Genomic DNA, 22,010 nt, shown 5'->3' on the forward strand with positions numbered 1-22,010 from the left:
GGATCGGAAGTCGGCCCCTCCCGTACGGGAGCCGAGCCGCACCGTCGCCTCGACCACCCGCACCGGCTCGATCATCGAGCCGGTCTCCGGGCACCCCATCCGCGACCGGACGTACTCGTCCGACGACAGCGGCCGAACGCCTCCCACCACGAGCGGCATCCGCCACGCACGCCACCACCCCGACCACCCGCCGTGATCCCCGATCAGGAGAATCGTCATGACCGCCGAAGTCAGATCCATCCGCACGGCAAGACCGGGCGCTACGCCCTTCATCCTCACCGTGGTGCTCTCCGTCTACACCGCGCTGGAGGCAATGCTGATCCCGGCACTGCCGCAAATCCGGGCAGATCTCGACGCCTCGCCCCAGGCGGTCACCTGGGCCTTCACCGGCCTGCTGCTCGTCGGCGCCGTCGCGACCCCGGTGATCGGCCGCCTGTGCGACGTCGCCGACAAACGCCGGGTCCTCATCGCCGTCGTCGCCGTCGTGCTCGTCGGCATCGTCGTGTCCGCGACGGCGAACTCGGTGGGGCAACTGATCGCGGGTCAGATGATCCAGGGCGTCGGAGCCGGACTGCAACCCCTCGCCATCGGCCTGCTCAACGACACCCAGCCCGCGAACCGACTCAAGCCCGCCATCGGCCTGATCGTCGGCTCGACGGCACTGGCCGCCGCGTTCGGCCTCCTGGCCTCCGGCTGGATCATCAGCGCCCTGTCGTTCACCTGGCTGTTCTGGATCCCGCTGACCGTCATGTTCATCGCACTCGTCGTCGTCTGTCAGATCGTGCCCGACTGCCCGGCCGCGGGCAGCGGATCGATCGACTGGCTCGGCGCCGTCCTCCTGGGCTCCGGACTGGTCGCCCTGCTGCTGGGCCTGACGGTCGCACCCGAACACGGCTGGACCTCGGCGCCGTTCCTCATCCGTGTCGCGATCGCGGCCGTCCTGCTCCCCCTGTTCGTGGCCCGCGAACTCCGCACGACACACCCGTTGATCGACCTGCGCGGACTCCGGAACCGACCGGTCGTCCTGACCTGCGTGGTGGCCTTCGTCGTCGGGTTCGGCACATTCGCCCTGTACGTCGTGGTACCCAGCCTGGCCAGCCTCCCCAAGAGCACCGGATACGGACTCGGAGCCGACACCGCCACCGTCGGGCTGCTGCTCCTGCCCCTCGGGGTGTTCGCCCTGGCGAGTTCTCCGCTCACCCCCCACGCGGAGCGTATCCTCGGCACCCGCGGCGTGATGGCCCTGAGCACCGCGCTCATCGTCGGCTCCAGCCTGCTGCTGCTCCTCGCCGACGGCAAGGCCGTGGCCCTCTACCTCTCCAGTGCCGTCTGCGGCATCGGGATCGGCCTCAGCACGACCCAGTCGATGAACATCGTGGTCAGCGTCGTCCCCGCCGACCGCACCGCGAGCGTGGCCGGCACCGCGTTCGTCCTGCGCAGCGTCGGCGCCACCCTCGGTGGCCAGATCGGCGCCAGTGTGCTCGCCTCCGATCCCGTTCCCGGCACACCGATACCGAGCTGGGACGCCTACACGACCACCTTCGTGATCAGCGCGGCGGTCGGCATGATCGCCCTCGTCCTCAGCGTCGCACTGCCCCGGCGTCTCCCGACCCCGGTGCCGGCATGACCCCGGGATTCGTCACCCGACGACCGGCGGCACCGGCTCCCGGCCTCCCGGCGCCGCGGAGGCCGGGGAAGCCGCAGCGGTCGGCCGCGTAGGTGACCGGGTTGGTTCGAGGCCGCCGCTCCCGGCCCGGACCAACCGCACCACCAAACCGCGGTCCTTCCCCGCCGACCGGGGCACTTCGTCGGTCGACTCGCCCGGCCGGTGGATCCCGGCCGTCCGCCGCACAGCCGTGACAGGGAGCATCGAGCACGCCGGAGCGGTCGTGGCCACAGTCGAGCCGACGAGCGCCGCGGGACGGCCGAACGATGGTGCGACAACCTGCGGCAGGACGCTCCTGTTCGGGCAACTCCGGGCACTGCGCGGCGACTTCCGCCTTGGCCCTCCCGGACAACCTCATCGTCGCCCGTCGCCGTCCCCCGGCTCCTCACCGTCCTCCCATGGAGCTCCGCCGATGTCCTCTTCCTCCGTCGACCTCTTCTGTGACGCCACACGCGCCGACCCCTACCCCCGATACGCGGAGCTCCGGGCCCAAGGCTCGGCAATCCACCTGACCGAGCACGACGCCTGGGCCCTGCCCCGATACGCCGACGTCCTCGCCGCGCTCACCCACCCGCGCGTCTTCTCCCCTGTCGACCGCATCGCTGCGGTTCCCGAGGCCGATCGCGACATTCCCGCCGGGACCGTGTCGGCCTCCGACGGACCCGACCACGCCCGGCTGTGCCGGATCCTGTCGCGGCAACTCGCCCGGCCCGCCATCGACGTGCTGACCGCCGGCGTGCACAAGCGGGCCGACAGGTTGGTGCGGGAACTCGTCGCACGCGAAACGTTCGACGCCGCCCGGGACTTGGCGCGGCCCCTGGTTGTCGACATCGTCCTGGGTCTGATGGGGTTCCCGGCCGCGACCCGCGACTCGCTGCTCGGCGACGCCGCGGCCGCGTTCGACCTGTTCGGCCCGGCCGACGCCCGCTGCGCGGGTGCGGGGCCTGTGACCGCCGCCATGTCCGCCTTCCTCGAAGACGTGGTCACCGTGGACGCGATGCGCCCCGGATCGTGGTTGGCCGCCACACACACCGCGGCCGGCGCGGGCGAGATCACGCAGGAGGAGGTCGTGCCCCTGATGTTCGCCTACACCACCGCGGGCATGGACACCACCGTCCACGGCATCTCCACCGCCATCCACCTCCTGGCCACCCACCCCGGCCAGTTCGCCAATCTGCGCAACAGACGCGTGACCGCCGATCAGGTCTTCCACGAGGCGCTGCGGTTCGACGCGCCCGTCCAGGCTTTCGGCCGTCGTGTCACCCGGGACGTCGCCATCGGCGACACGCGGATCCCGGCAGGGAATCGGGTGTGGCTCCTCCACGGTTCCGCCGGCCGCGACGAACGACGATGGGGGAAGTCCGCCGACCGGTTCGACGCCTACCGTCCGGACGCCGATCGCCACCTGGCGCTCGGGGTCGGATCCCACGTGTGCGCCGGCAACCGCCTGGCGACTCTCCAGGCCCGCGCGGTCCTGACCGCCTTGGCGCGGCGCTGTAGCCGGATACGCCCGGCCGGCACTCCCGAGCGAACACTCGGCAACGTCCTGCGTGGCTGGGAACGGCTCCCTCTCGACGTGACCCCCGACGGCCGCCGCACCGCCCGACGGGCCGGGACACGGACAACCACCGTCGGCACACCGACGACGAGCAACGCCGACGCGTGAACGTTCCGCGTCACCCGGACCCGGGCCGGACCCAGGCGCGTCCGAGGAGGATTTCGCCGCCCACGAGGATCGTGTCGATTCCAGTGCACTTCGCATCGAAACGTGTTAACGTACTCGTACGGTATCAATACGGTACAAGTAAGGACGGTGGCCTCGAATGGCCGCCGGGGCGAATCCCAGGAGCGACGCCATGTACTTCGAACCCACCGTTCCGCGGAAACGAACGCCACGCGGAACCCTCGACCGGGCCCAAGCCGTCGCCACCACGGCGACGATCACGAATTCGGACACCCATACCGCCCGCGGTATCGGAACCGGCCTCGGCGCGACCCGGGGATTCGTCACCGACGCATACGGGCTGCACTTCAAGGAATCGTCATGAACACCCCGGTCTACGACACGCACCCCGTCTATCAGGTCGACGTTCCCATCCGTGATCCCAGGACCGACACGCACGGCATCCACGTACTCACCGGAAATGCCGCCACGGCCGAGGACGCCCTGGCCACGGCCCGCCACGTCTACACCCAGGCCGTCCACCACACCACCACCGGTGCCCTCCCCTCCCGACGCCCCGACGGCTGGGGCGTGCGCGGCCTGCGCCCGGGCTGGGAACCCGACTGGTCCGGGGCAACCTGCCGCCCCTGGACCGGGACGCTGGAGACGATGGTGTTGTTCCACCCCTGCCACACACCGCCCCGGCGCAGCGGAGCGAAGTTCGTCGAGCCCCTCACCGCGGCGCTGCTCTGACTCCACTCGGCGACCGTCGGCACCCGCCTCGGGTCCGAGAACAAAGTGCGCGCGCCGAACATCGCGAGGCGGTCGCCGGATCTCCGACACCCACCGAAGCGTCGGATCGGACGGGTCAGCCGCGCGGCCGCGAACCGAGTTCCAGGGCCAGCGCGCTCCGCAGCAGGAAACGTGCCCGATCCAGGGGGAGCGAACCGGCCAGCCAGCGCTCGCTCAGGCCCTCGACGAGGGCCGTGAGTCGCTCGGCCGCGTCGGCCGGGGTCACGGTCGGGGCGATGTCGCCGTTGTCCTGCCCGCGGCGGATCAACTCCTGCGCGTCCCGCACCCAGTGCATGGTCGCTTCGCGCACCTGAAGACCCAGTTCCGGCACGAAGACGGAGCTCGCCCGGAACTCCCCCCAGGCCGTGCTGTTCTCCCGCACCTCGGGGGCGTCCTGGAGTTCGAGCAGCAGCATTTCCTCCAGCCGGCCGCGCGGATCCAGGTCCGGATCGGCGTCGGACCGCGTGTAGCGCTCGGCACGCTCGTTGATGAACTCCCAGGTGCGCCGCATGAGTCCGGCCCGGTCGCCGAAGTGGTAGTAGACCAACCCGACGGACACTCCGGCCTCGGCGGCGAGTTCCTCCACCCGCAGGCCGCGCACCCCGCGTCGGGCGATGAGCCCGGCGGCGGCTTCCAAGATCAATGACTGACGGCTCGACACCCTGCCACCCCACCGGGGCGGCACAGGACCGCCCATTTGACTGACTGAATATTCAGTCATCGTATCGTGCGGCGCGTCCGCGATCATCGGTCACCGCCCCGGGCCCGCGGGGTGCCCGTGGGGCCGGAGGGTAGGGTGTCGAGCCGTGGCCGCCGATCGTCGTACCGTGATCATGGAGGCCGCGGCGCGGCTCATCGCCCGCCGCGGGGTACGCGGGCTGCGCATCGAGGAGTTGGCCGCCGAGGCCGGCGTGTCGAACGGGCTGATCTACTACCACTTCAAGGACCGCGCCGGAGTCCTGCGCGCGACCCTGGAGTTCATCAACGACCGGGCCGAGCGGTACACCGCCGACCGCGTCGCCGCCGAGCATCGGACGGACCCGCGCTCCGTGCTGGAGCAGACGCTGCTCCTCGAGTTCCAGGACACCGCCGAAGTCCGCGAGAACAGCACCGCGTGGGGCGAGTTGCGGGCGAGCGCGATGTTCGACGCCCTGCTGCGCACCGAACTCGCCGAGGCCACCCATGTGTGGGACGGCGAGGTCGCCGACCTGATCACCGCGGTCCTGCCGGCGGCACCCGCATGGCGGGCACTGGAGGCCGCCCAACGGCTCACCGCGCTCCTCGAAGGACTCAGCGGGCGCTGGCTGAGCGAGGGGCTGACGCTCGATCACGCCCGCACCCTCATACTCGCCGCGATCGAAGCCGAGTTGTCCCACCTCGACTCCGCCTGAGAGATCCCCCGGCCGTGGGCCGGAGCGCCCTGCGCGGCGCCGTCCGCACCGGCATCCCGCGGGGCGTACCTGCGGGCGCCGGCCCCGCAACACCGAATCCGCCGATCTCCATGCTCGTTCCCGCGCCGTGCGATCCGCTCCGTCGGGCGGCCGATCGATGCCCGCGACCGCCCCCGCGAACACCGCGGCACCCACGGGAGCGCGACCGGCCCCGACCCCGTCCGAAATCCGCGACGGCCGTTTCCCCTCCGCACTATTGACTGACTTTTCAGTCAGTGGAACAGTGTGGGCACGCCGGACCGGGACTCCGGGTGCCATGCGCACCCCGTCCCGTCGGCAACCCCACGCATCCGCGAGTTCGTCCATCCGTGCCGCCGAGCGGCGGAGCTACCACCCGACAGGGAGAGTCAGCCATGCATGGATCGCGCACCACCCCCTCCGGTTCCGCACCCGAGACCGTCGCAGGGCCCTCGCGTCGCCGTGTCCTCGGCGGCGTCCTCCTCGGCGCCGCCGGTCTCACGATCGGCGGTCAGGCGGCCCTGGCCCCGGCCGCGCGCGCCGCGGCTGCCCGGCGGGTGCCCGCCGACGACGTCGCGCACGTCCGCACCTGGATGGCCTGGCCGACCAGTTCGTCCATCTGGGGTCGACAGCTGAGCGGCGTGCAGAACGACATCGCCTTGATCGCCCGGACGATCGCCCGATTCGAACCGGTGATCATGTGTGCGCCGGACGCCTCCGGCGCGAGCGCCGCGCGCGCCAAGTGCGGCTCCACGGTCACCGTCATCAGCTCGATACCCGTCGACGACCTCTGGGCCCGCGACACCGCGCCCGTCTTCCGCACCGACGGCCAAGGCGGCCGCGACACCGTCGGCCTCGGCTTCAACGGCTGGGGAAACAAGCAGACGCACACCAGGGACGCCCGGGTCGCCGCCGGCATCGCGGCGTACGACCGACTCGCCTTCACCCGTGCCGGGTTCACCGGCGAAGGCGGTGCCATCGAGACCGACGGCGACGGCACCGTCATGGCCACCGAGTCCAGCCTGGTCAACAGCAACCGCAACCCCGGCATGAGCAAGGCGCAGATCGAGCAGGCGGTGCTGGCCGCCTACGGCGCGAGCAAGATGATCTGGGTGCCCGGCATCAAGGGCCAGGACATCACCGACGACCACATCGACGCCACCTCGCGCTTCATCGGCCCCGGCGTGGTGATGGTGCAGGTCCCGCCCGCGAACCGCACCGACATCTGGGCCCAGGACGCCCGCAAACAGCTCGCGATCCTGTCCGCCGCCACGGACGCCCGCGGCCGCCGTCTCCAGGTCGTCCGCATCGACGGCCCCGACACCATCCGATCCACGAACCCCGACTTCGTCGACTCCTACGTCAACTTCCACGTCTGCAACGGCGGCGTGGTCATGTCCCAGTTCGGTGACCGCGCCAAGGACGAAGCGGCCCGCCGGGTCGTCGCCGCCGCCTACCCCGGCCGCCAGGTGGTCCAACTCGACACCGACCGAATCGGCGGCGGTGGCGGCGGCATCCACTGCTCGACCATGCAGGAACCGGTGGCCTGACCGCCCTGCCCCCGCGCCACGGCCGGCGCCGGTCGTTCCCGACGCCCTGCACGACCCCTCCCGGAGTTCCCCCATGTCTGCTGCCCTCCCGTCCCGCCGTGCCGTTCCGCGCCGTCCGCACGGTGCCGGTGTCGTCGCCCTCGGCGCCGTCGCCCGTATCGCGGACGCCGCGTCCGACACTCCCGGGGAGGGGGCCGGCCCCACGACGCCGGGAGGGGTCCCGGGTACGGCCGGCCCCGGAACACGGAGGCTCGGAGCCGAATGGGACCGGCACGAGCGCACGTCGACCGTCCGGTCCGCCGCCGCGCCGCATCCGGTGTCGTCCTGCCGGGCACCGCGTTCCCCGGCGGCCCCGCGGACTCCCGGTCGCGGGCCGGCGACCGGGCCCGTTCCGTGCCGAAATCCGCCGTCGACGCCCGAGGCGAGCCCTTCGAGGTGGTCGACCTCCCGCAACCCGACCCGGACCTGATCACCTGCCGCGGCCACGCGTTCGCCTCCGGCTGCGCCGACTTCTCCGTGGCCGACGGCGCGCCGTACATGCCGCGCTTCGGCGACGAGCGCGCGGACGACCCGGCCCGGCGGATCTTCCGCGACCACTGCTTCGGCCGTGACGTCGTGCCCGTCCCGATCGGCGCCATCGCGTCCGGCGGCGGCGGTGTCCACTGCGCCACCCACGACCGACCCGCCGCGCCGGCACCCGAGTAGGCCGTCGCCGACGGCACATCCGCTCCATCCGCACGGGGACGAGCCCGTCGCCCCGTCCGCGTATCACGAACCACCTGGAGACACCGTGCAGTTGACCCCGACCGAGCGCGATCGGCTGCTGCTGTTCACGGCGGCCGAACTGGCGCGCCGTCGCCGGGACGCCGGGCTGCCGCTGAACATGCCCGAGGCGACCGCGCTGATCGCCGACACCGTGTGCGAGGCGGCCCGTGCGGGACACCGGCTCGCGGACGCCGTCGAGGCCGCCCGCCGCGTGCTCGGCCCGGACGACGTGCTGCCCGGCGTCGTCGACCTGGTCACCGAGGTATACGTGGAAGCCGTCTTCCCCGACGGCACCCGACTTGCCGTGGTGACCGACCCGTTCGGCCATCCCGGCCACGGCGACGCGGCGCCCGGCGCGGTGATCCCGGCGACCGAGGCCGCCGCCGGGCCGGAGCCGGTGACCCGGATCACGGTGCGCAACACCGCCTCGGTACCGGTCAGTGTGACCTCACACTTCCACTTCTTCGAGGCCAACCCGCGCCTGGACTTCGACCGGGCGGCGGCCTACGGCATGCGACCGGCGGCGCCCGCGGGCGTGTCGACCCGGTTCGACCCCGGCGCCGATGTCGAGATCGGCCTCGTGCCGATGGGCGGCGCGCGCATCGCGATCGGCTTCGCCGGTCTGGTCGACGGACCGCTGGACGCGCCGGGCGCCAAGGCCGAGGCGCTGCGCCGCGCGGCGGCGTCCGGCTACCTCGGCGCGGCCCCCGGCGCCGGCGATGCCTCGGCCGCGCCCGAGCCGGGGCACGGAAGGGAACTCGCATGAGTGGCGGCCCCCTCGACGCCCGCGAGTACGCGGCCGTGCACGGCCCCCGGGCGGGTGACCGGATCCGCCTGGGCGACTCCGGTCTGGTCGTCCGGGTCGAGTCCGACGCGCAGGCCGGCGGGGACGAGTTCCTCGCGGGTTTCGGCAAGACCGCCCGGGACGGCCTGCATCTGAAGGCCGTGACGGTCCGCGAGACCTGCGACGTGGTGATCTCCAACGTCGTGGTGATCGACGCGATCCAGGGCATCCGCAAGGTGTCCATCGGCATCCGCGAGGGGCGCATCGCCTCGATCGGGCGGGCCGGCAACCCGGACACCCTCGACGGCGTCGACGTCGTCGTGGGCACCGGCACCGCGATCGTGTCGGGGGAGGGACTGATCGCCACCGCCGGCGCCATCGACACGCACGTCCATCTGCTCAGCCCGCGGATCATGGAGGCGTCGCTCGCGTCGGGCGTGACCACGATCATCGGCCAGGAGTTCGGCCCGCTCTGGGGCGTCGGCGTCAACTCGCCGTGGGCGCTGCGGCACGCTTTCAACTCCTTCGACGCGTGGCCGGTGAACATCGGCTTCCTCGGCCGCGGTTCGGCCTCCGAACCGGCGCCGCTCGTGGAAGCGCTCGCGGAAGGCGGCGCCTGCGGGTTCAAGGTCCACGAGGACATGGGGGCGCACGCCCGCGCCCTCGACACCGCGCTGCGGGTGGCCGAGGACCACGACGTGCAAGTGGCGCTGCACAGCGACGGGTTGAACGAGTGCCTGTCGGTCGAGGACACCCTGTCCGTACTCGAAGGGCGCACCATCCACGCCTTCCACATCGAAGGCTGCGGCGGCGGACACGTCCCGAACGTCCTCAAGATGGCCGGGGTCGCCAACGTCATCGGCTCGTCCACCAATCCCACGCTGCCCTTCGGGCGCGACGCCGTGGCCGAGCACTACGGCATGATCGTCTCCGTCCACGGCCTCAAGACCGACCTTCCCGGCGACGCCGCCATGGCGCGCGACCGCATCCGGGCGGGGACGATGGGCGCCGAGGACGTCCTGCACGACCTGGGCGTCATCGGCATCACGTCGTCGGACGCCCAGGGCATGGGCCGCGCGGGCGAGACCGTGCGCCGCACCTTCGCGGTCGCCGGGAAGATGAGGCACGAGTTCGGCCCGGCGGACGGGGACGGGCCGCACGACGACAACGCCCGCGTGCTCCGCTACATCGCCAAGCTCACCATCAACCCGGCCATCGCCCACGGACTCTCCCACGAGGTCGGGTCGCTCGAGGTCGGCAAGATGGCGGACATCGTGCTCTGGCGTCCGGCGACGTTCGGGGCCAAGCCGCAGATGGTCCTCAAGTCCGGCTTCCCGGCGTACGGCGTCACCGGCGACCCGAACGCCGCCACGGACAACTGCCAACCGTTGGTGATGGGGCCGTTGTTCGGCGGACACGGCGCGACGCCCGCCGACCTGTCCGTGGCCTTCGTCAGCCGAGCCGCCGCGGAAGCCGGGTCGGCCGGCCGGCCGTACGACGGCATGACCACCCGCCGCCGCCGGGTCGCCGTGCGCGGCACCCGCGGCATCGGCCCCGCCGACATGGTGCGCAACGCGCGCACCGGCCGGGTGCAGGTGGACGCCCGCACCGGCCTGGTGACCCTCGACGGCGCCCCGCTGCACTCCGAACCCGCGGACGAGGTCTCCCTCAACCGCCTGTACTTCCTCTGAAATCCCGGGGCGTCCCCGGACCCATCGGCCGGCACCACACCGCGCCTGCCCACGCACGACGAAACGAGAAACCCATGACGTACCGAATGCCCGCCGAGTGGACCCCTCACGACGGCTGCCTCATGGCCTGGCCCACCCGGCCCGACCTGTGGGGCGACATGTTCGACCACGCCAAGCACGAGTACGCCGCCGTCGCCCGCGCCATCGCCGAGTTCGAACCCGTCACCATGGTCACCGTCCCCGGTGCCGCCCGGGACGCCCGCGCACTGTGCGGCGACGGCATCCGCATCATCGAACTGCCCATCGACGACTCGTGGTTCCGCGACTCCGGCCCGATCTTCGTACTCGACGAAGCCGGCGCGCGGGCGGGCGTCGACTTCCGCTTCAACGCGTGGGGCGGCAAGCACCACCCGTGGGACGCCGACGACAGGATCGCCGCGGCCCTGACCGACACGCTCGGCGACCCGCGCATCGACTCCCCGATGATCCTCGAAGGCGGCGCCATCACCGTCGACGGCGAAGGCACACTCATCACCACCGAGCAGTGCCTGCTGCACCCCAACCGCAACCCGGGCATGACCCGCGCCGAGATCGAGACCGAACTCAAGGCGCGCCTGGGCGTCACCAAGGTGATCTGGCTGCCGTACGGCGGGCTCCTGGACACCGAGACCGACGGACACGTCGACGGCGTCTGCGCGTTCACCGCCCCCGGCAAGCTCATCGTGCAACTGCCGGCCGACCCGGCACACCCCGACTACGCGCGCATGCGCGCCAACCGCGCGGTGCTGGAGGCGTCCAGCGACGCGCGGGGACGCCGGTTCGAGATCGTCGACGTCCCCCAGACGGCGTTCGTCGCGTGGGGCGGCAGCGACATCGAGGTCTGCTACCTCAACTTCTACGTCGCCAACGGCGGCGTGATCGTGCCGATCGCCGACCACCCCGAGGACGCGGGCGCGCTCGCGATCGTCCAGTCCGCCTTCCCCGACCGCAAGGTCGTCGGCGTCCCGACCCGCACCGTGGCGTTCGGCGGCGGCGGCGTCCACTGCATCACCCAGCAGATCCCCGCGGCGCGCCCGACGACCACCGAAGGGAACCTCCGATGACGACACCCGGGTCCACCCTCCTCGGACGATCGCGGCGGGCCGCATTGCCCGCGGTCGCCGCCGCGGCGGCCCTCGCCATGGTCGCGGCCTGCTCCGGACCGCCCAAGCACGACCCGGCTCGGCAGGCCGCGAACTACCGGCTGTCCCCCGGTACCCCGCCGGCCAAGGGGAACATCGACTCGTTCCGCTGGGCGCTGTACGCCGAACCGCTCTCCCTGGACTACATCACCGCGTTCGACTACCCGCAGAACACGGTGCTGTCCAACGTCTGCGAGAGTCTGATGCGCTGGACGCCGCAACTGACCCTGGCACCGGGCCTGGCCGAGAAGGCGGCCAACCCGGACCCCACCACGTGGGTCTACGACCTCAGGCCGGGCGTGAAATTCCACGACGGGTCGGTGATGACCGCCGACGACGTCGTCTACAGCTTCGGCCGCCAGACGAACCCCGAACTGGGCGCCGCGTGGGCCGAGTCGTTCGAGAACGTCGACACCGTCACCGCCACCGGACCGCTCCAGGTCACCGTCAAGCTCAAGCAGGCCGACTCCCTCTTCCCCCAACTGATGGCCACCGCGGCCGGCGTCGTGGCGAGCAGGAAGGGCGTGGAGGCCGCCGGCAAGGACTACGGCACCACCGGCGGCCTCGACTGCACCGGCCCGTACAGGCTCGGCGACTGGGCCAAGGGCCAGTCCCTCAAGCTCGAACGCTTCGACGACTACTGGGGCACCAAGGCCAAGGCCCGGACCGTCGAGTTCAAGTTCCTCACCGACGCGTCGGCGCGCACCAACGCGATGCTCGGCGGCGAGGTCGACGGCGGATTCCTCATACCGAGCGAGAGCTACGAGCGGCTGCGCACCGGCGGCGCGGGCACCCTGTACTTCGGTGAGGGCCTGAGCACCCTCAACGTCAACGTCACCAGCATGAAGGGCACCCTCTCCGACGTCCGCGTGCGCAGGGCCCTGTCGATGGCGCTGGACCGTCCCGGAATCGTCAGGACGGCGCTCGCCGGCAACGGGACGGCGACCGCCTCCCTGACCCCGCGCGCGGCCTGGGCGGGCGCCCCCGCCGACGCGCAGGCCGCCGCGTTCGACCACCTGCCGTCGAGTACGCAGGACATCGAGCAGGCGAAGAAGCTCATCGAGGAGGCCGGCGCCAAGGGCAAGACGGTCACCGTCGCCACCAGCCCGATCGGCCAGGACGTCTCCGTGGTCGCCACCGCGATCCGCGACGCCGGCGCCAGGATCGGCCTCGAGGTCGAATTGAAGACCATCGCCCCGGACGCCTTCTCCGCGCTGTTCACCGACCCCAAGGCCCGCGAGGGCATCGACCTGTTCCCCGAGACGTACTACCTGTCCGTCACCGACCCGGTCGACCTGCTGCGGAACTTCCGCACCGGTGGCTACCAGAACCACGCGGGCTACAGCGACGCCGAGTTCGACGCCCTGGTCGCGAAGATCACCGAAACCTACGATCCGACACAACGGTTCGCGCTGGAGGCGAAACTCCAGCAGAAGGCCGCGGACGACGTGCTGTGGATGCCCATCGCCGAATGGCCGTCCACGGTCTTCCTGAACAAGAGGATCACCGGCGCGCCGACGACCATCGCGTACATGTACTACCCGTGGGCGGCGGATGTGGGGGCCTCGGGGTGAATTTCGTGAGATTCGCCGTCCGGCGGCTGCTGGAGATGGCCGCCACCCTGCTCGGCGCTTCGTTCGTGGTCTTCGGCGCGATGTACCTCGCGCCGGGCAATCCGGCGAGTTTCCTGCTGGGCGGGCGGTCGGCGTCCCCGGCCGCCCTCGCGGCGATCGACAGGCAGTACCACCTGAACGACCCGTTCATCGAGCAGTACGCGCGCTGGCTCGGGAACATCCTGCACGGCGACTTCGGCCGCTCGATCGAGTACCGCACCGACGTGTCCCACCTGCTCTCCTCCCGCCTGCCCACCACACTGCTGCTGGTCGGCATGGCCCTGGTCGTCGTGGTGCTCCTCGGACTCGCACTCGGCTGGGCCGGCGCCGTGCGCGGCGGCGCGACCGACTCCGCGATCCTCGTCGGCACCACCTTCGCGATCGGCACCCCGGCGTTCGTCGCGGCCATCCTGCTGCAAGGCTTCCTCGCGGTCGAACTCGGCTGGTTCCCCTCCAGCGGGAGCGGCAGCGGCGACGGCATCGCCGCCATGCTGTGGCACCTGACACTGCCGGCCATCGCGCTCGCGCTGTACCTGGTCGGGATGCTCGCCCGGGTGACCCGCAGCGCCATGCTCGAGCAACTCACCTCCGAACACGTCGCCGTCGCCCGCAGCCGCGGCATCCCGGAACGGCACGTCATCAGCCGCCACGTCTTCCGCAACGCCCTCGGCGCGGTGCTGACCACCGCCGGACTGATCGTCTCCAGCCTGCTGGTGTGCACCGTCCTCGTCGAAACCGCGTTCAGCGTCGGCGGCGTCGGCCAGCTCCTCGAACTCTCCTCCACCACCAAGGACTTCCCCGTCGTCCAGGCCATCTCCCTGATCATCGTCGCACTGTTCATGACCGTGAACCTGATCATCGACCTGCTGCTCCCCGTCGTCGACCCGCGCATCACCCTGGGAACGAGGGCCACCGGATGACCATGACCCTCGTGCGCCGCCCCGGGCTCGCGCGGCTGCGCGCGACCGACCGCGGTCCCCTGTACCTGGCGAGTGCCGGCTTCGTCGGCCTCGTCGTGGCGGTCGCCCTGCTCGCGCCGTGGATCGCCCCGCACGACCCGAACACGGTGGAACTGGGCAACGCCCTCGCGGCGCCGTCCGGCGACCACCTGCTCGGCGTCGACGCGGCCGGCCGAGACACCCTGTCCCGCCTCGTGGTGGGTGCCCGCACCTCGCTCCTCGGCCCGCTCGGGGTCGTGGTGTTCTCCACCCTGGCGGGCGGCGCCGTCGGCGTCGTGGCCGGGTGGCGGGGCGGATGGCTGGACTCGCTCCTGTCCCGCACCACCGAACTGACTCTGGCCTTCCCCGGTCTGCTCCTCGCCATCTTGTTCACGTCGGTCTACGGCGAGGGGCTCCTCGCACCGGTGGTCGCACTGTCGATCGCGTACCTGCCCTATGTCGCCCGGCTGGCCCGCTCCCTCGTGCTCGCCGAACGCGAACGCCCTTACGTGGCCGCGTACCGGGTGCAAGGCCACTCGGGCACCGACGTCTGTCTGCGGCACGTGGTCCCCAACATCGCCCCCGTCGTCCTGGCCCAGTGCACCGTCAACTTCGGCTACGCGCTGATCGACCTGGCCGGCCTGTCCTTCCTCGGCCTGGGCGTACCCGCCCTCACCCCGGACTGGGGACGCATGGTCTTCGACGGCAAGTCCGCCATCCAGAGCGGCTACCCGCTCTCCGCGATCGTCCCCTGCCTGGTGATCATCCTGACCGTCGTGGCCTTCAACGTGGTCGGCGAACACTGGGCCGACAAGGTCGCCGGAAGGAACCGATGAACACCACCGAACAGCACCCCGCCGACACCCCGCGACCCGCCCCCGGCGGGCGCCCGAACACCCCGGCCGCCCTCGACATCCGCAACCTCCGGATGCGCCTGCCACACACCGCCCGACCGGTCCTGGACGGCGTCGACCTCACCGTCGGCGCCGGAGAGACCGTGGCCCTGGTCGGCGAATCCGGCTCCGGCAAGACACTCACCTCGCGCACCGTCCTGCGACTCCTGCCCGCCGGCACCACCACCGAGGGCACCGTGCACGTGGCGGGCGACGACGTCCTGACCATGAACGCCCGACAACTGCGCCACCTGCGCACCCGGACCGCGGCCATGATCTTCCAGGACCCACGCGCCGCCATCAACCCACTGCGCCGCATCGGCGACTTCCTCACCGAGAGCGTGCGCCTCAACAAGATCATGACCCCCGCCGCCGCACAGGCCCGCGCCGGCGAACTCCTCGAAGCCGTCGGACTGACCACCGAAGTGCCGCGCCGGTACCCCGGCCAACTCTCCGGCGGCATGCTCCAACGAGTGATGATCGCCGCCGCCCTCATGGGCGACCCGACCCTGCTGCTGGCCGACGAGCCCACCACCGCGCTGGACGTGACCACCCAGGCCGAGGTCGTCGCCCTGCTCGGCGACCTGCGCGCACGCTTCGGCACCGGACTGCTGTTCGTCACCCACGACCTGGGCCTCGCGGCTGCGATCAGCGACCGCGTCTACGTCATGTACGCGGGCCGCATCGCCGAAACCGGCCCCGCCGCATCGGTGTTCGCCCGACCCCGCCACCCCTACACCAAGGCACTCCTGGACTCCACACCCGGACTGGACGCCCCACCGGGCCGACTCGTCGCCATCGACGGCCAACCCCCGGACCTGCGCCGCGAACCGACCGGTTGCCCCTTCGCGCCGCGCTGCGCCCACGCCACCGAACTGTGCACCACCGAGACCCCCCGAAGCATGCCCGCACGCGGCGAACCCGCACACACCGCCGCCTGCCACCACAGCGACCGTCTCGAAGGGACACCCGGCGATGCCTGAACCCCTCCTCGAAGTCCGCGGACTGTGCCGGACGTTCGGCGACGTACGGGCCGTCGACGACGTCACCTTCACCCTCCCGGACGGCGGTTCTCTCGGGATCGTCGGCGAATCCGGCTCCGGGAAGACCACGACCGCCCGCATCGTGGTGGGACTGGACCGCGCCGACGCCGGACACGTCCGCGTGCGCGGACAGGACCGCACCACGCAACCCCGCGGCCGCGCCGAACGCCTCGCCCGCGCCCGCCAGATCCAGATGGTCTTCCAGGACCCGTACCTGTCCCTCGATCCGCGCACCAGCGTCGAGGCCGTGCTCCGCGAGACACTCGAACTGCACCGGCCCGGCACCGACCCGGCACCGCGGATCCGCGAACTCCTCGACCAGGTCGGCCTCGGCACCCGGGCCGCCGACGCGCTCCCCCGCGAACTGTCCGGCGGACAGCGGCAACGCGTCGCCATCGCCCGGGCACTCGCCGTCGAGCCGGCCGTCCTCGTCCTCGACGAGGCCGTCGCCGCACTCGACGTGTCCGTGCAGGCGCAGATCCTCAACCTGCTCGCCGACATCCGCGACGCCACCGGCGTCGGCTACCTCTTCATCACCCACGACCTCGGCGTGGTCCGGTGCGTCACCGACGACGTCATCGTGATGCGCCGCGGCCGGATCGTCGAATCCGGACGCACCGCCGACGTGCTGGCCCTGCCGAACCACGCCTACACCCGACTGCTCATGGACTCCGTACCGCGACCGGGCTGGGACCCACACGCCATCGGCGCGGCACGGCGCGCGCTGCGGAACGACGACACGCCGGCGTGATGCGGCACTGTCGATCGGTGCGCGGTCAGTCCGGTTTCCCCATGACGAACAGCGCCAGGTTTCGGGCGGTGGTGAACGACGCCTGGAGGAACGTGGCGCTCGCCTCGGTGTACCAGTCCTGGTGGGCGAGGTCCGGGGGCGGGGCGACGTCGTAGGGTTCGCCGTCGGCGGTGAGGTCGTTCTCCAGATGCCGCAACAACTCGGCCGGGCGCGGCATTCGCGGGCACAGCACGAGCGCGCGGCGGAACTCCTGGGCGGCCTCGAAGCGGTCGTCGGCGTGCCCGGATGATCGCGGGTTGTCGGCGCGGAACAGGAACTCGCCCATCCGGGTGCGGTATTCGGCCCAGGCCCGGGTGTACGCGGGTCCGAGTTCGCGGTGTACCTCCGCCCACCAGGAATCCTCGGTGTGGGTGCGCGGGGCCGGTATCGGATCGGCACGAAGGCGCAGTCCGGAATACTCGACCGTCGCCACCCGGACCCGCGCCCCGTCCGGTGCGGTCAGGGCCGCGTCGATCAGCGTCGCGGCGAGTGCGGTGACCGCGTCGGCGTCGATGCCGCCGCCGTTGCCCCGGTGGCTCTCGGCGACCAGCAGCACCGGGTGACCCGCCGCGCGCAGCACGAACCCGGGTTCGTGGGTGATCTCTCGGGCGATCAGCACCAGGCGGGCCCCGGGCGCCGGGTTCTCGGCCCGTATGCGCTTCGACAACTCACCGTCGACGTCGATGGTGTCGCGCAGGTGCAACCAGTCGCCCGCGCCGGCGATGGTGTCGGTATCGGAGGTCATCGGGCCTTCCCCTTCCGCGTGGTGTCCGTCCCGCGGTCAAGCCTGCCCGGTGCCGATTGGCGCTCGCTGGGTGTACGCCGGCGCGGTCAGCCTGCCCGGCCCGGCTCCGGCCGACCGTCCCCCGTGACCCGATCGGTGTCCCTCGGGCCCATGGCGTCGACGCGTGCGGGTGGGCGCAGGCGGACCATACGGCGGGTGCCCCACACCCTGTCGTAGGCGTACGTCACCCGGATGCCGATCCTCAGCGCCAGGCGCCGGCCACGCGACCAGCCGAGCAGACGACCCATGCGGTCCATCACCGCGAGGCTCACGTCGCGGTTCACCTCGATCTCGGCACGGGCGGTCCTGCGCAGGGCCCGCCCGATGTCCGCCCCGCCGTCGCGCGCGGACAGCCGCAGCAACTCCTCGTGGCAGTACGCGAGGTGATTCTCCTCGTCCTCGCAGATCATGCGAATGCCCCGGCCGATGTCGGGGTCGTCGCCGAGGTATCGACGCAACATCCGCATGTCCTCCGCGGCGCGCTGCTCGGTCACCCGGCTGTGCACCAGGTATTCGACGATGTCGCCCTCGGTCAACGGCTCGTCGCGGCGCAGTCGATCGTGGGCGAGGCCGAAACCCCGGCGTTCGAGCAACATGCAGTAGTCCGTCTCGGGCGGGACGTCGACCGGATCGAGCCCACGGCGGTGCAGCATGGCGTTGAAGATGCGCCCGTGCTTGTCCTCGTCGGCGCCGTGCCGCGCGATCTTGGGGGCCAGTTCCGGGTCGCGGGCCAGGGCGGCGATCCGCCCGTTCTCCCACCCGCCCTGGCTCTCGCCCTTCGCCGCGATGCTGCAGAACAGCCGGAACGCCTCGTCGTCCCGATGGATCTCTCGAAGAATGTCGCGAGGACCGAGCACGACAGACCCCTCCATCTCCACAGGCACCGCGGATACCGCCGAACCCCGCCACCGGACCGGATACCGGCACAGCCGCCGGAAGTGCCCGAATACCACCTCCCCACGAAGTGAAACCGCGCGATCCCGCGATTGCCGGCGCTCCTTGGGGGCCAAGACACTTGCATGCACGCTATATATGCGCCGGCCGATATTTCAAAGCATGCAGTATCCTGAACGCCCGCCAGTCGTACCCGGAGGAGACTCGGGCCCATGCCCGCCACGGATCCCGCGCTGACCGCCCTCGCCAACGGATGGGCCGCGCTCTACGTCCTGTACGGCCGGATCGAGGCGCAGATCGAACGTGCGTTGCAGGCCGAGCACGAGCTGAGCGTGCGAGAGTACTCGCTGCTCGACGTGCTCAGCCGTCAGCACGACGGCGAGGGCGGCCACCTGCAGATGAAGCAGGTCGCCGACGCGGTGGTGCTCAGCCAGAGCGCCACCACGCGCCTGGTCACCCGGCTGGAGGACCGCGGCCTGCTCTCGCGCTACCTGTGCCCCACCGACCGCCGCGGCATCTACACCGACGTCGGCGACGCCGGCCTGAGGCTCCTGGCGCAGGCGCGGCCGACCAACGACGCCGCCCTGCGCGAGGCCCTGGACGAAGCGGCCGGGAACCCCGAGTTGGCCCCCCTGGTCAAGGCGGTCGAAGCGATCGACCCCGCCGGCGGCGTGTCGACGGCGCCGGACGCCGGACCGTCGTGATCGCACACAGAACCGGAATCGGAGCACACATGGACACGACCGTGGCGTGGGTGGACGTACGCGAGGGGCTGCCGAGCGACGGCATGCCCGTGGCGGCGGCAACGACGGGCCGCTACCCGATCGACGACGAGGCGGGGGTGGAGGACGAGGCCGCGCGGGACTTCTGGCTGGTGATGCCGATGGTCTTCGCCGCCCGCCACGTCGACGCCGACGGCACCGAGCACCACGACTGCTTCGTCGACTCCGACCGGGTCGTGCGCCTGCCGTACGGCCGCCCCTGCGCCGAACCCGTCACCCATTGGGCGTCGTTGCCCACACTGCCCGGCACGACCGTACACACCCTGCTGGGCGAGCACGTACGGCCGGCCCTGCACGAGGTCCTGGGACGGGAGTAGGGCCGGCCCCGCCCTCACCGACGGGGGATGCGTCGGTGAGGGCTAGGCCGGCCGGGTGGGCTCGAACACGTGCGCCGTGGTCGGCGCTCGCCCGTCACGCGGTGCGCATCCAGTGGCCGTCCGTGGCCCAGCCGAGGAAGCGCCGGGTGTTGGGCGATGCCGGGTCGTCCAGGGTGCCGCCCGTGAACACGTGCCGCAGACCCGCCAGCACCGGCGCGAGGCGGCGTACCGTGTGCTTCGGACGCCGCGCCGTCTCCTCCGCCATCCACGCGATCACCGCGAACTGGTCCTCCACCCCGCACAGGGACAGGAAGAACAACGTCTGCCGCCACGCGTACGCGGCGTCCTTGACGGTGCCCAACGACCGCGGGTTGCCGGCGATCTGCTGTACCAGGCGGCACACCGTGCGATACGCGCCCCGCGCCGGCTCCGCCCAGCCCTCCGCCGGTTCCACCCCGATCGGGTGCACCAGCGCGGCGAGGTTGTGCGTGGTGAGGATCTGCGCCTGTTCGATCACCTTCCCGTTCGCCGCGACCCACGAGCGGCCCCGGGTGTCGATGTCGGCCCGTTCCCGGCACAACGTCGCGAAGGCGTCGGAGGTGTCCGCGGCGAACCCGCGCTCACGCCCGACGTCGGCGATCTCCCGGATCGCGGCGTAGTCGATGCCGTAGTACCGCGCGTACAACGACCCTTCGAGCAACTCGCCGGCGTTCTGCGCGGCGCGCAGGAACTTCACGGAGAACGTGCCCATGAAGATGTCCGCCGCCAACTCCTCGGTGAACACCGCCCCGACCCCGGCCTGCCGCGCCAGCGAACCCAACTCCTGGAGCATCGGGTTCGGCACGATCGTGCCGGGGAACGCGCGCACCGTCAGCGTGCCCAACTCGGCCAGCGCCTCCCGGGCGTTGCCCGCGGTGTCGGTCGACACCCGTCGGTACGCGGACACCGCCCGCACCCACGGCAACTCCTCCATCCGCACCTGGTGTTCCAGGTTGAGCAGCAGCAACGAGCGGCGCTCGGCGAACGCCCCGTAGCCGGCGGTCATCAGCGTGCGCAGCGCCGGATCGTGGTACGCCAACGCGGTCGTCGCGGCGACCAGTTGCGGCACCAACTCGGCCAACACCTCCGCCGACGGCACGATGCCGCGTTCGACGAGCGTCGCGACGGGCGCGCTGAGCGCCCGCTCGACCGGATGACGCAGGCTGTCCGGAATCGGGCTGCCCGCCCGCACGCCGGTACGCTCGGCCTCCTCGTCGGTCACCGGTACGAGCAACCACGCCGTGTCGGGCAGACCCGCGTCGTCGCGCAGGTTCGCCAGCCGGGTGATCAGCACGCGCGCCAACTCGTGGAGCGTGGCCGTCGACGCGTCCGCCGCCTGCCGGGCCCGCAGTTCGGCGTGCGCCGGGGAACCGGGCACGCCGCGCTTGGCGACCATCGCGTCGACGGCGTGCCGGAGCAGGCCGGGACGCGCCGCCCCGCGCGCGGCGCCGCGAGGTCCGGCGCCGCGCGCCGTGCGGCCCGTGAGGTGGTCCGCGATGCGCGCACCGGCGCCGCGTGCCTTCCCCGTCCGCGGGCCGTCGAGCGCCTCGGCCAGCGCCGCCAGCAGGATCGCGGAGTTGCCCCTGGGGTTGCGGTGCTTGGTGCACAGCGTGTGTCGCACCGACAAACGCCGGTACCGCTCCAGGAGTTCACGGCCGCGTTCGGTCCAGCCCGCCGGGTGTACCGCGCCGAGACGGCCGTCGTCGACAGTCTCCAGCCAGTGCGCGAGCAACTGGTCGGCGAACGGGTTCCACACCGTCAGCGCCTCGTTCATCGCCTCGACCGCGGGCTTGGGCCGCCGCGCGCCGAGCGTGGCGCGCAACGAGCCCACGGACTCGCGGTGTACGGCGGAGCCGTCGGGCACGGGCGTGTCGCAGACGCGCGGCAGGAAGCGCAGGCGGTCCGCGTACGGCGTGATCTCGTCGAGCAGGGTGAGCGCGGCGAACCGGTCCCCGGCACGCAGCAGCCACGCGACGGTGAGCAGCGCGGCCTCCTCGGGCACCGCGACGTGATACCGGCCGCTGTCGAGCATCGTGTACAGCTCGTCGAGGCCCGCGTCGGTGAGGAAGTATCGGAACACCGCGAGTCGGTCGTCGGTACGCAGCCCGGCGCGGGCGGCGACCTCGGCCTCGTGCGCGGTCCACGGCCCGCCGGCCGCGGCGTCGCCGGTGGCGAACCCGCCGCGCACGACCTCCGGGGTCACCCACGCGGGCAGTCCGCGCACGGGTGTCCGCGAGCCGATGGTCAACGAGCCGTCGGCCATGCCCTGGGCGACTCCCGTCCAGCGACGCACCCGCTCCTCGGCCCGGCGCCGGGTCGCCTCGTCCTCGTGGGTGGCGGCGGTGTGAAATGCCTTGGCCAACTGCCCACCCGCGTAACCCGGGTTGACGGCCGGGCGTACCTGCATCTCGTTCAT

The 22,010-nt window shown here is 71.9% G+C and carries 20 protein-coding genes; 16 read left to right on the forward strand and 4 right to left on the reverse strand.

All coding sequences use genetic code 11. The features are described 5' to 3' along the window. Positions 1–217 precede the first annotated feature (217 nt). From EMA17_RS27510 to EMA17_RS27520, 3 genes are all read left to right on the forward strand, one after another. Positions 218–1,627, forward strand: a complete 1,410-nt coding sequence (locus EMA17_RS27510) for an MFS transporter (RefSeq protein ID WP_246126927.1) — start codon at positions 218–220, stop codon at positions 1,625–1,627. A gap of 451 nt (positions 1,628–2,078) precedes the next feature. Then, the gene (locus EMA17_RS27515) at positions 2,079–3,332 is read left to right on the forward strand and encodes a cytochrome P450 (protein WP_126639807.1); all 1,254 of its coding nucleotides are present in this window, start codon (positions 2,079–2,081) and stop codon (positions 3,330–3,332) included. Positions 3,333–3,710: 378 nt separating this feature from the next. Next, positions 3,711–4,082 (forward strand): hypothetical protein, encoded by a 372-nt coding sequence (locus EMA17_RS27520; RefSeq protein ID WP_174861439.1) that lies wholly within the window; start codon positions 3,711–3,713, stop codon positions 4,080–4,082. 115 nt (positions 4,083–4,197) lie between these two features. Here the strand turns inward: EMA17_RS27520 and EMA17_RS27525 are convergent, their stop codons facing one another. Beyond that, positions 4,198–4,782 (reverse strand): TetR/AcrR family transcriptional regulator, encoded by a 585-nt coding sequence (locus tag EMA17_RS27525; protein ID WP_126639808.1) that lies wholly within the window; start codon positions 4,780–4,782, stop codon positions 4,198–4,200. Between the two features lie 172 nt (positions 4,783–4,954). On the opposite strand from EMA17_RS27525, the gene EMA17_RS27530 reads away from it, so the two are divergent. From EMA17_RS27530 to EMA17_RS27580, 11 genes are all read left to right on the forward strand, one after another. Beyond that, complete coding sequence (locus tag EMA17_RS27530; protein WP_126639861.1) at positions 4,955–5,512, forward strand: TetR/AcrR family transcriptional regulator; 558 nt, start codon at positions 4,955–4,957, stop codon at positions 5,510–5,512. A 413-nt stretch (positions 5,513–5,925) separates the two neighbouring features. Continuing rightward, a complete protein-coding gene (locus EMA17_RS27535) occupies positions 5,926–7,080 on the forward strand; it encodes an agmatine deiminase family protein (RefSeq protein ID WP_126639809.1) in 1,155 nt (384 codons plus the stop codon). 261 nt (positions 7,081–7,341) lie between these two features. Next, a complete protein-coding gene (locus EMA17_RS27540) occupies positions 7,342–7,785 on the forward strand; it encodes an agmatine deiminase family protein (protein ID WP_126639810.1) in 444 nt (147 codons plus the stop codon). Between the two features lie 85 nt (positions 7,786–7,870). Continuing rightward, complete coding sequence (ureA, locus tag EMA17_RS27545; RefSeq protein WP_126639811.1) at positions 7,871–8,611, forward strand: urease subunit gamma; 741 nt, start codon at positions 7,871–7,873, stop codon at positions 8,609–8,611. Beyond that, positions 8,608–10,320, forward strand: a complete 1,713-nt coding sequence (locus EMA17_RS27550) for an urease subunit alpha (protein WP_126639812.1) — start codon at positions 8,608–8,610, stop codon at positions 10,318–10,320. The genes ureA and EMA17_RS27550 overlap by 4 nt, the downstream gene beginning before the upstream one ends. A gap of 74 nt (positions 10,321–10,394) precedes the next feature. Then, complete coding sequence (locus tag EMA17_RS27555; protein WP_218043069.1) at positions 10,395–11,423, forward strand: agmatine deiminase family protein; 1,029 nt, start codon at positions 10,395–10,397, stop codon at positions 11,421–11,423. Continuing rightward, entirely contained in the window at positions 11,420–13,075 is a 1,656-nt protein-coding gene (locus EMA17_RS27560; protein WP_126639813.1) for an ABC transporter substrate-binding protein, read from the forward strand. Before EMA17_RS27555 ends, EMA17_RS27560 begins: the two co-directional genes overlap by 4 nt. Positions 13,076–13,080: 5 nt before the next feature. Then, positions 13,081–14,034, forward strand: coding sequence for an ABC transporter permease (locus EMA17_RS27565; RefSeq protein WP_307721564.1), 954 nt, complete (start codon positions 13,081–13,083; stop codon positions 14,032–14,034). Then, positions 14,031–14,888, forward strand: coding sequence for an ABC transporter permease (locus EMA17_RS27570; protein WP_126639815.1), 858 nt, complete (start codon positions 14,031–14,033; stop codon positions 14,886–14,888). Before EMA17_RS27565 ends, EMA17_RS27570 begins: the two co-directional genes overlap by 4 nt. Then, the gene (locus EMA17_RS27575) at positions 14,885–15,928 is read left to right on the forward strand and encodes an ABC transporter ATP-binding protein (RefSeq protein WP_126639816.1); all 1,044 of its coding nucleotides are present in this window, start codon (positions 14,885–14,887) and stop codon (positions 15,926–15,928) included. The genes EMA17_RS27570 and EMA17_RS27575 overlap by 4 nt, the downstream gene beginning before the upstream one ends. Next, positions 15,921–16,739 carry an ABC transporter ATP-binding protein gene (locus EMA17_RS27580; RefSeq protein WP_126639817.1) on the forward strand — a complete coding sequence of 273 codons (819 nt, stop codon included), beginning with the start codon at positions 15,921–15,923 and terminating at the stop codon, positions 16,737–16,739. Before EMA17_RS27575 ends, EMA17_RS27580 begins: the two co-directional genes overlap by 8 nt. Before the next feature lie 25 nt (positions 16,740–16,764). Here the strand turns inward: EMA17_RS27580 and EMA17_RS27585 are convergent, their stop codons facing one another. Together EMA17_RS27585 and EMA17_RS27590 are read right to left on the reverse strand one after the other, a co-directional pair. Beyond that, on the reverse strand, positions 16,765–17,523 hold the full coding sequence (locus EMA17_RS27585; RefSeq protein WP_126639818.1) for a hypothetical protein: 759 nt from the start codon (positions 17,521–17,523) through the stop codon (positions 16,765–16,767). 86 nt (positions 17,524–17,609) lie between these two features. Further along, positions 17,610–18,419 (reverse strand): ferritin-like domain-containing protein, encoded by an 810-nt coding sequence (locus EMA17_RS27590; protein ID WP_126639819.1) that lies wholly within the window; start codon positions 18,417–18,419, stop codon positions 17,610–17,612. Between the two features lie 249 nt (positions 18,420–18,668). On the opposite strand from EMA17_RS27590, the gene EMA17_RS27595 reads away from it, so the two are divergent. Together EMA17_RS27595 and EMA17_RS27600 are read left to right on the forward strand one after the other, a co-directional pair. Next, positions 18,669–19,160 (forward strand): MarR family winged helix-turn-helix transcriptional regulator, encoded by a 492-nt coding sequence (locus tag EMA17_RS27595; protein WP_126639820.1) that lies wholly within the window; start codon positions 18,669–18,671, stop codon positions 19,158–19,160. 29 nt (positions 19,161–19,189) lie between these two features. After that, positions 19,190–19,555: an AQJ64_40280 family protein gene (locus EMA17_RS27600; protein ID WP_126639821.1), complete on the forward strand. Its 366-nt coding sequence runs from the start codon at positions 19,190–19,192 to the stop codon at positions 19,553–19,555. A 94-nt stretch (positions 19,556–19,649) separates the two neighbouring features. On the opposite strand, the gene EMA17_RS27605 is transcribed toward EMA17_RS27600, so the two are convergent. Then, entirely contained in the window at positions 19,650–22,010 is a 2,361-nt protein-coding gene (locus EMA17_RS27605) for a hypothetical protein (protein WP_126639822.1), read from the reverse strand.

The sequence above is a fragment of the Embleya hyalina genome (assembly GCF_003967355.1).
GTDB lineage: Bacteria > Actinomycetota > Actinomycetes > Streptomycetales > Streptomycetaceae > Embleya > Embleya hyalina.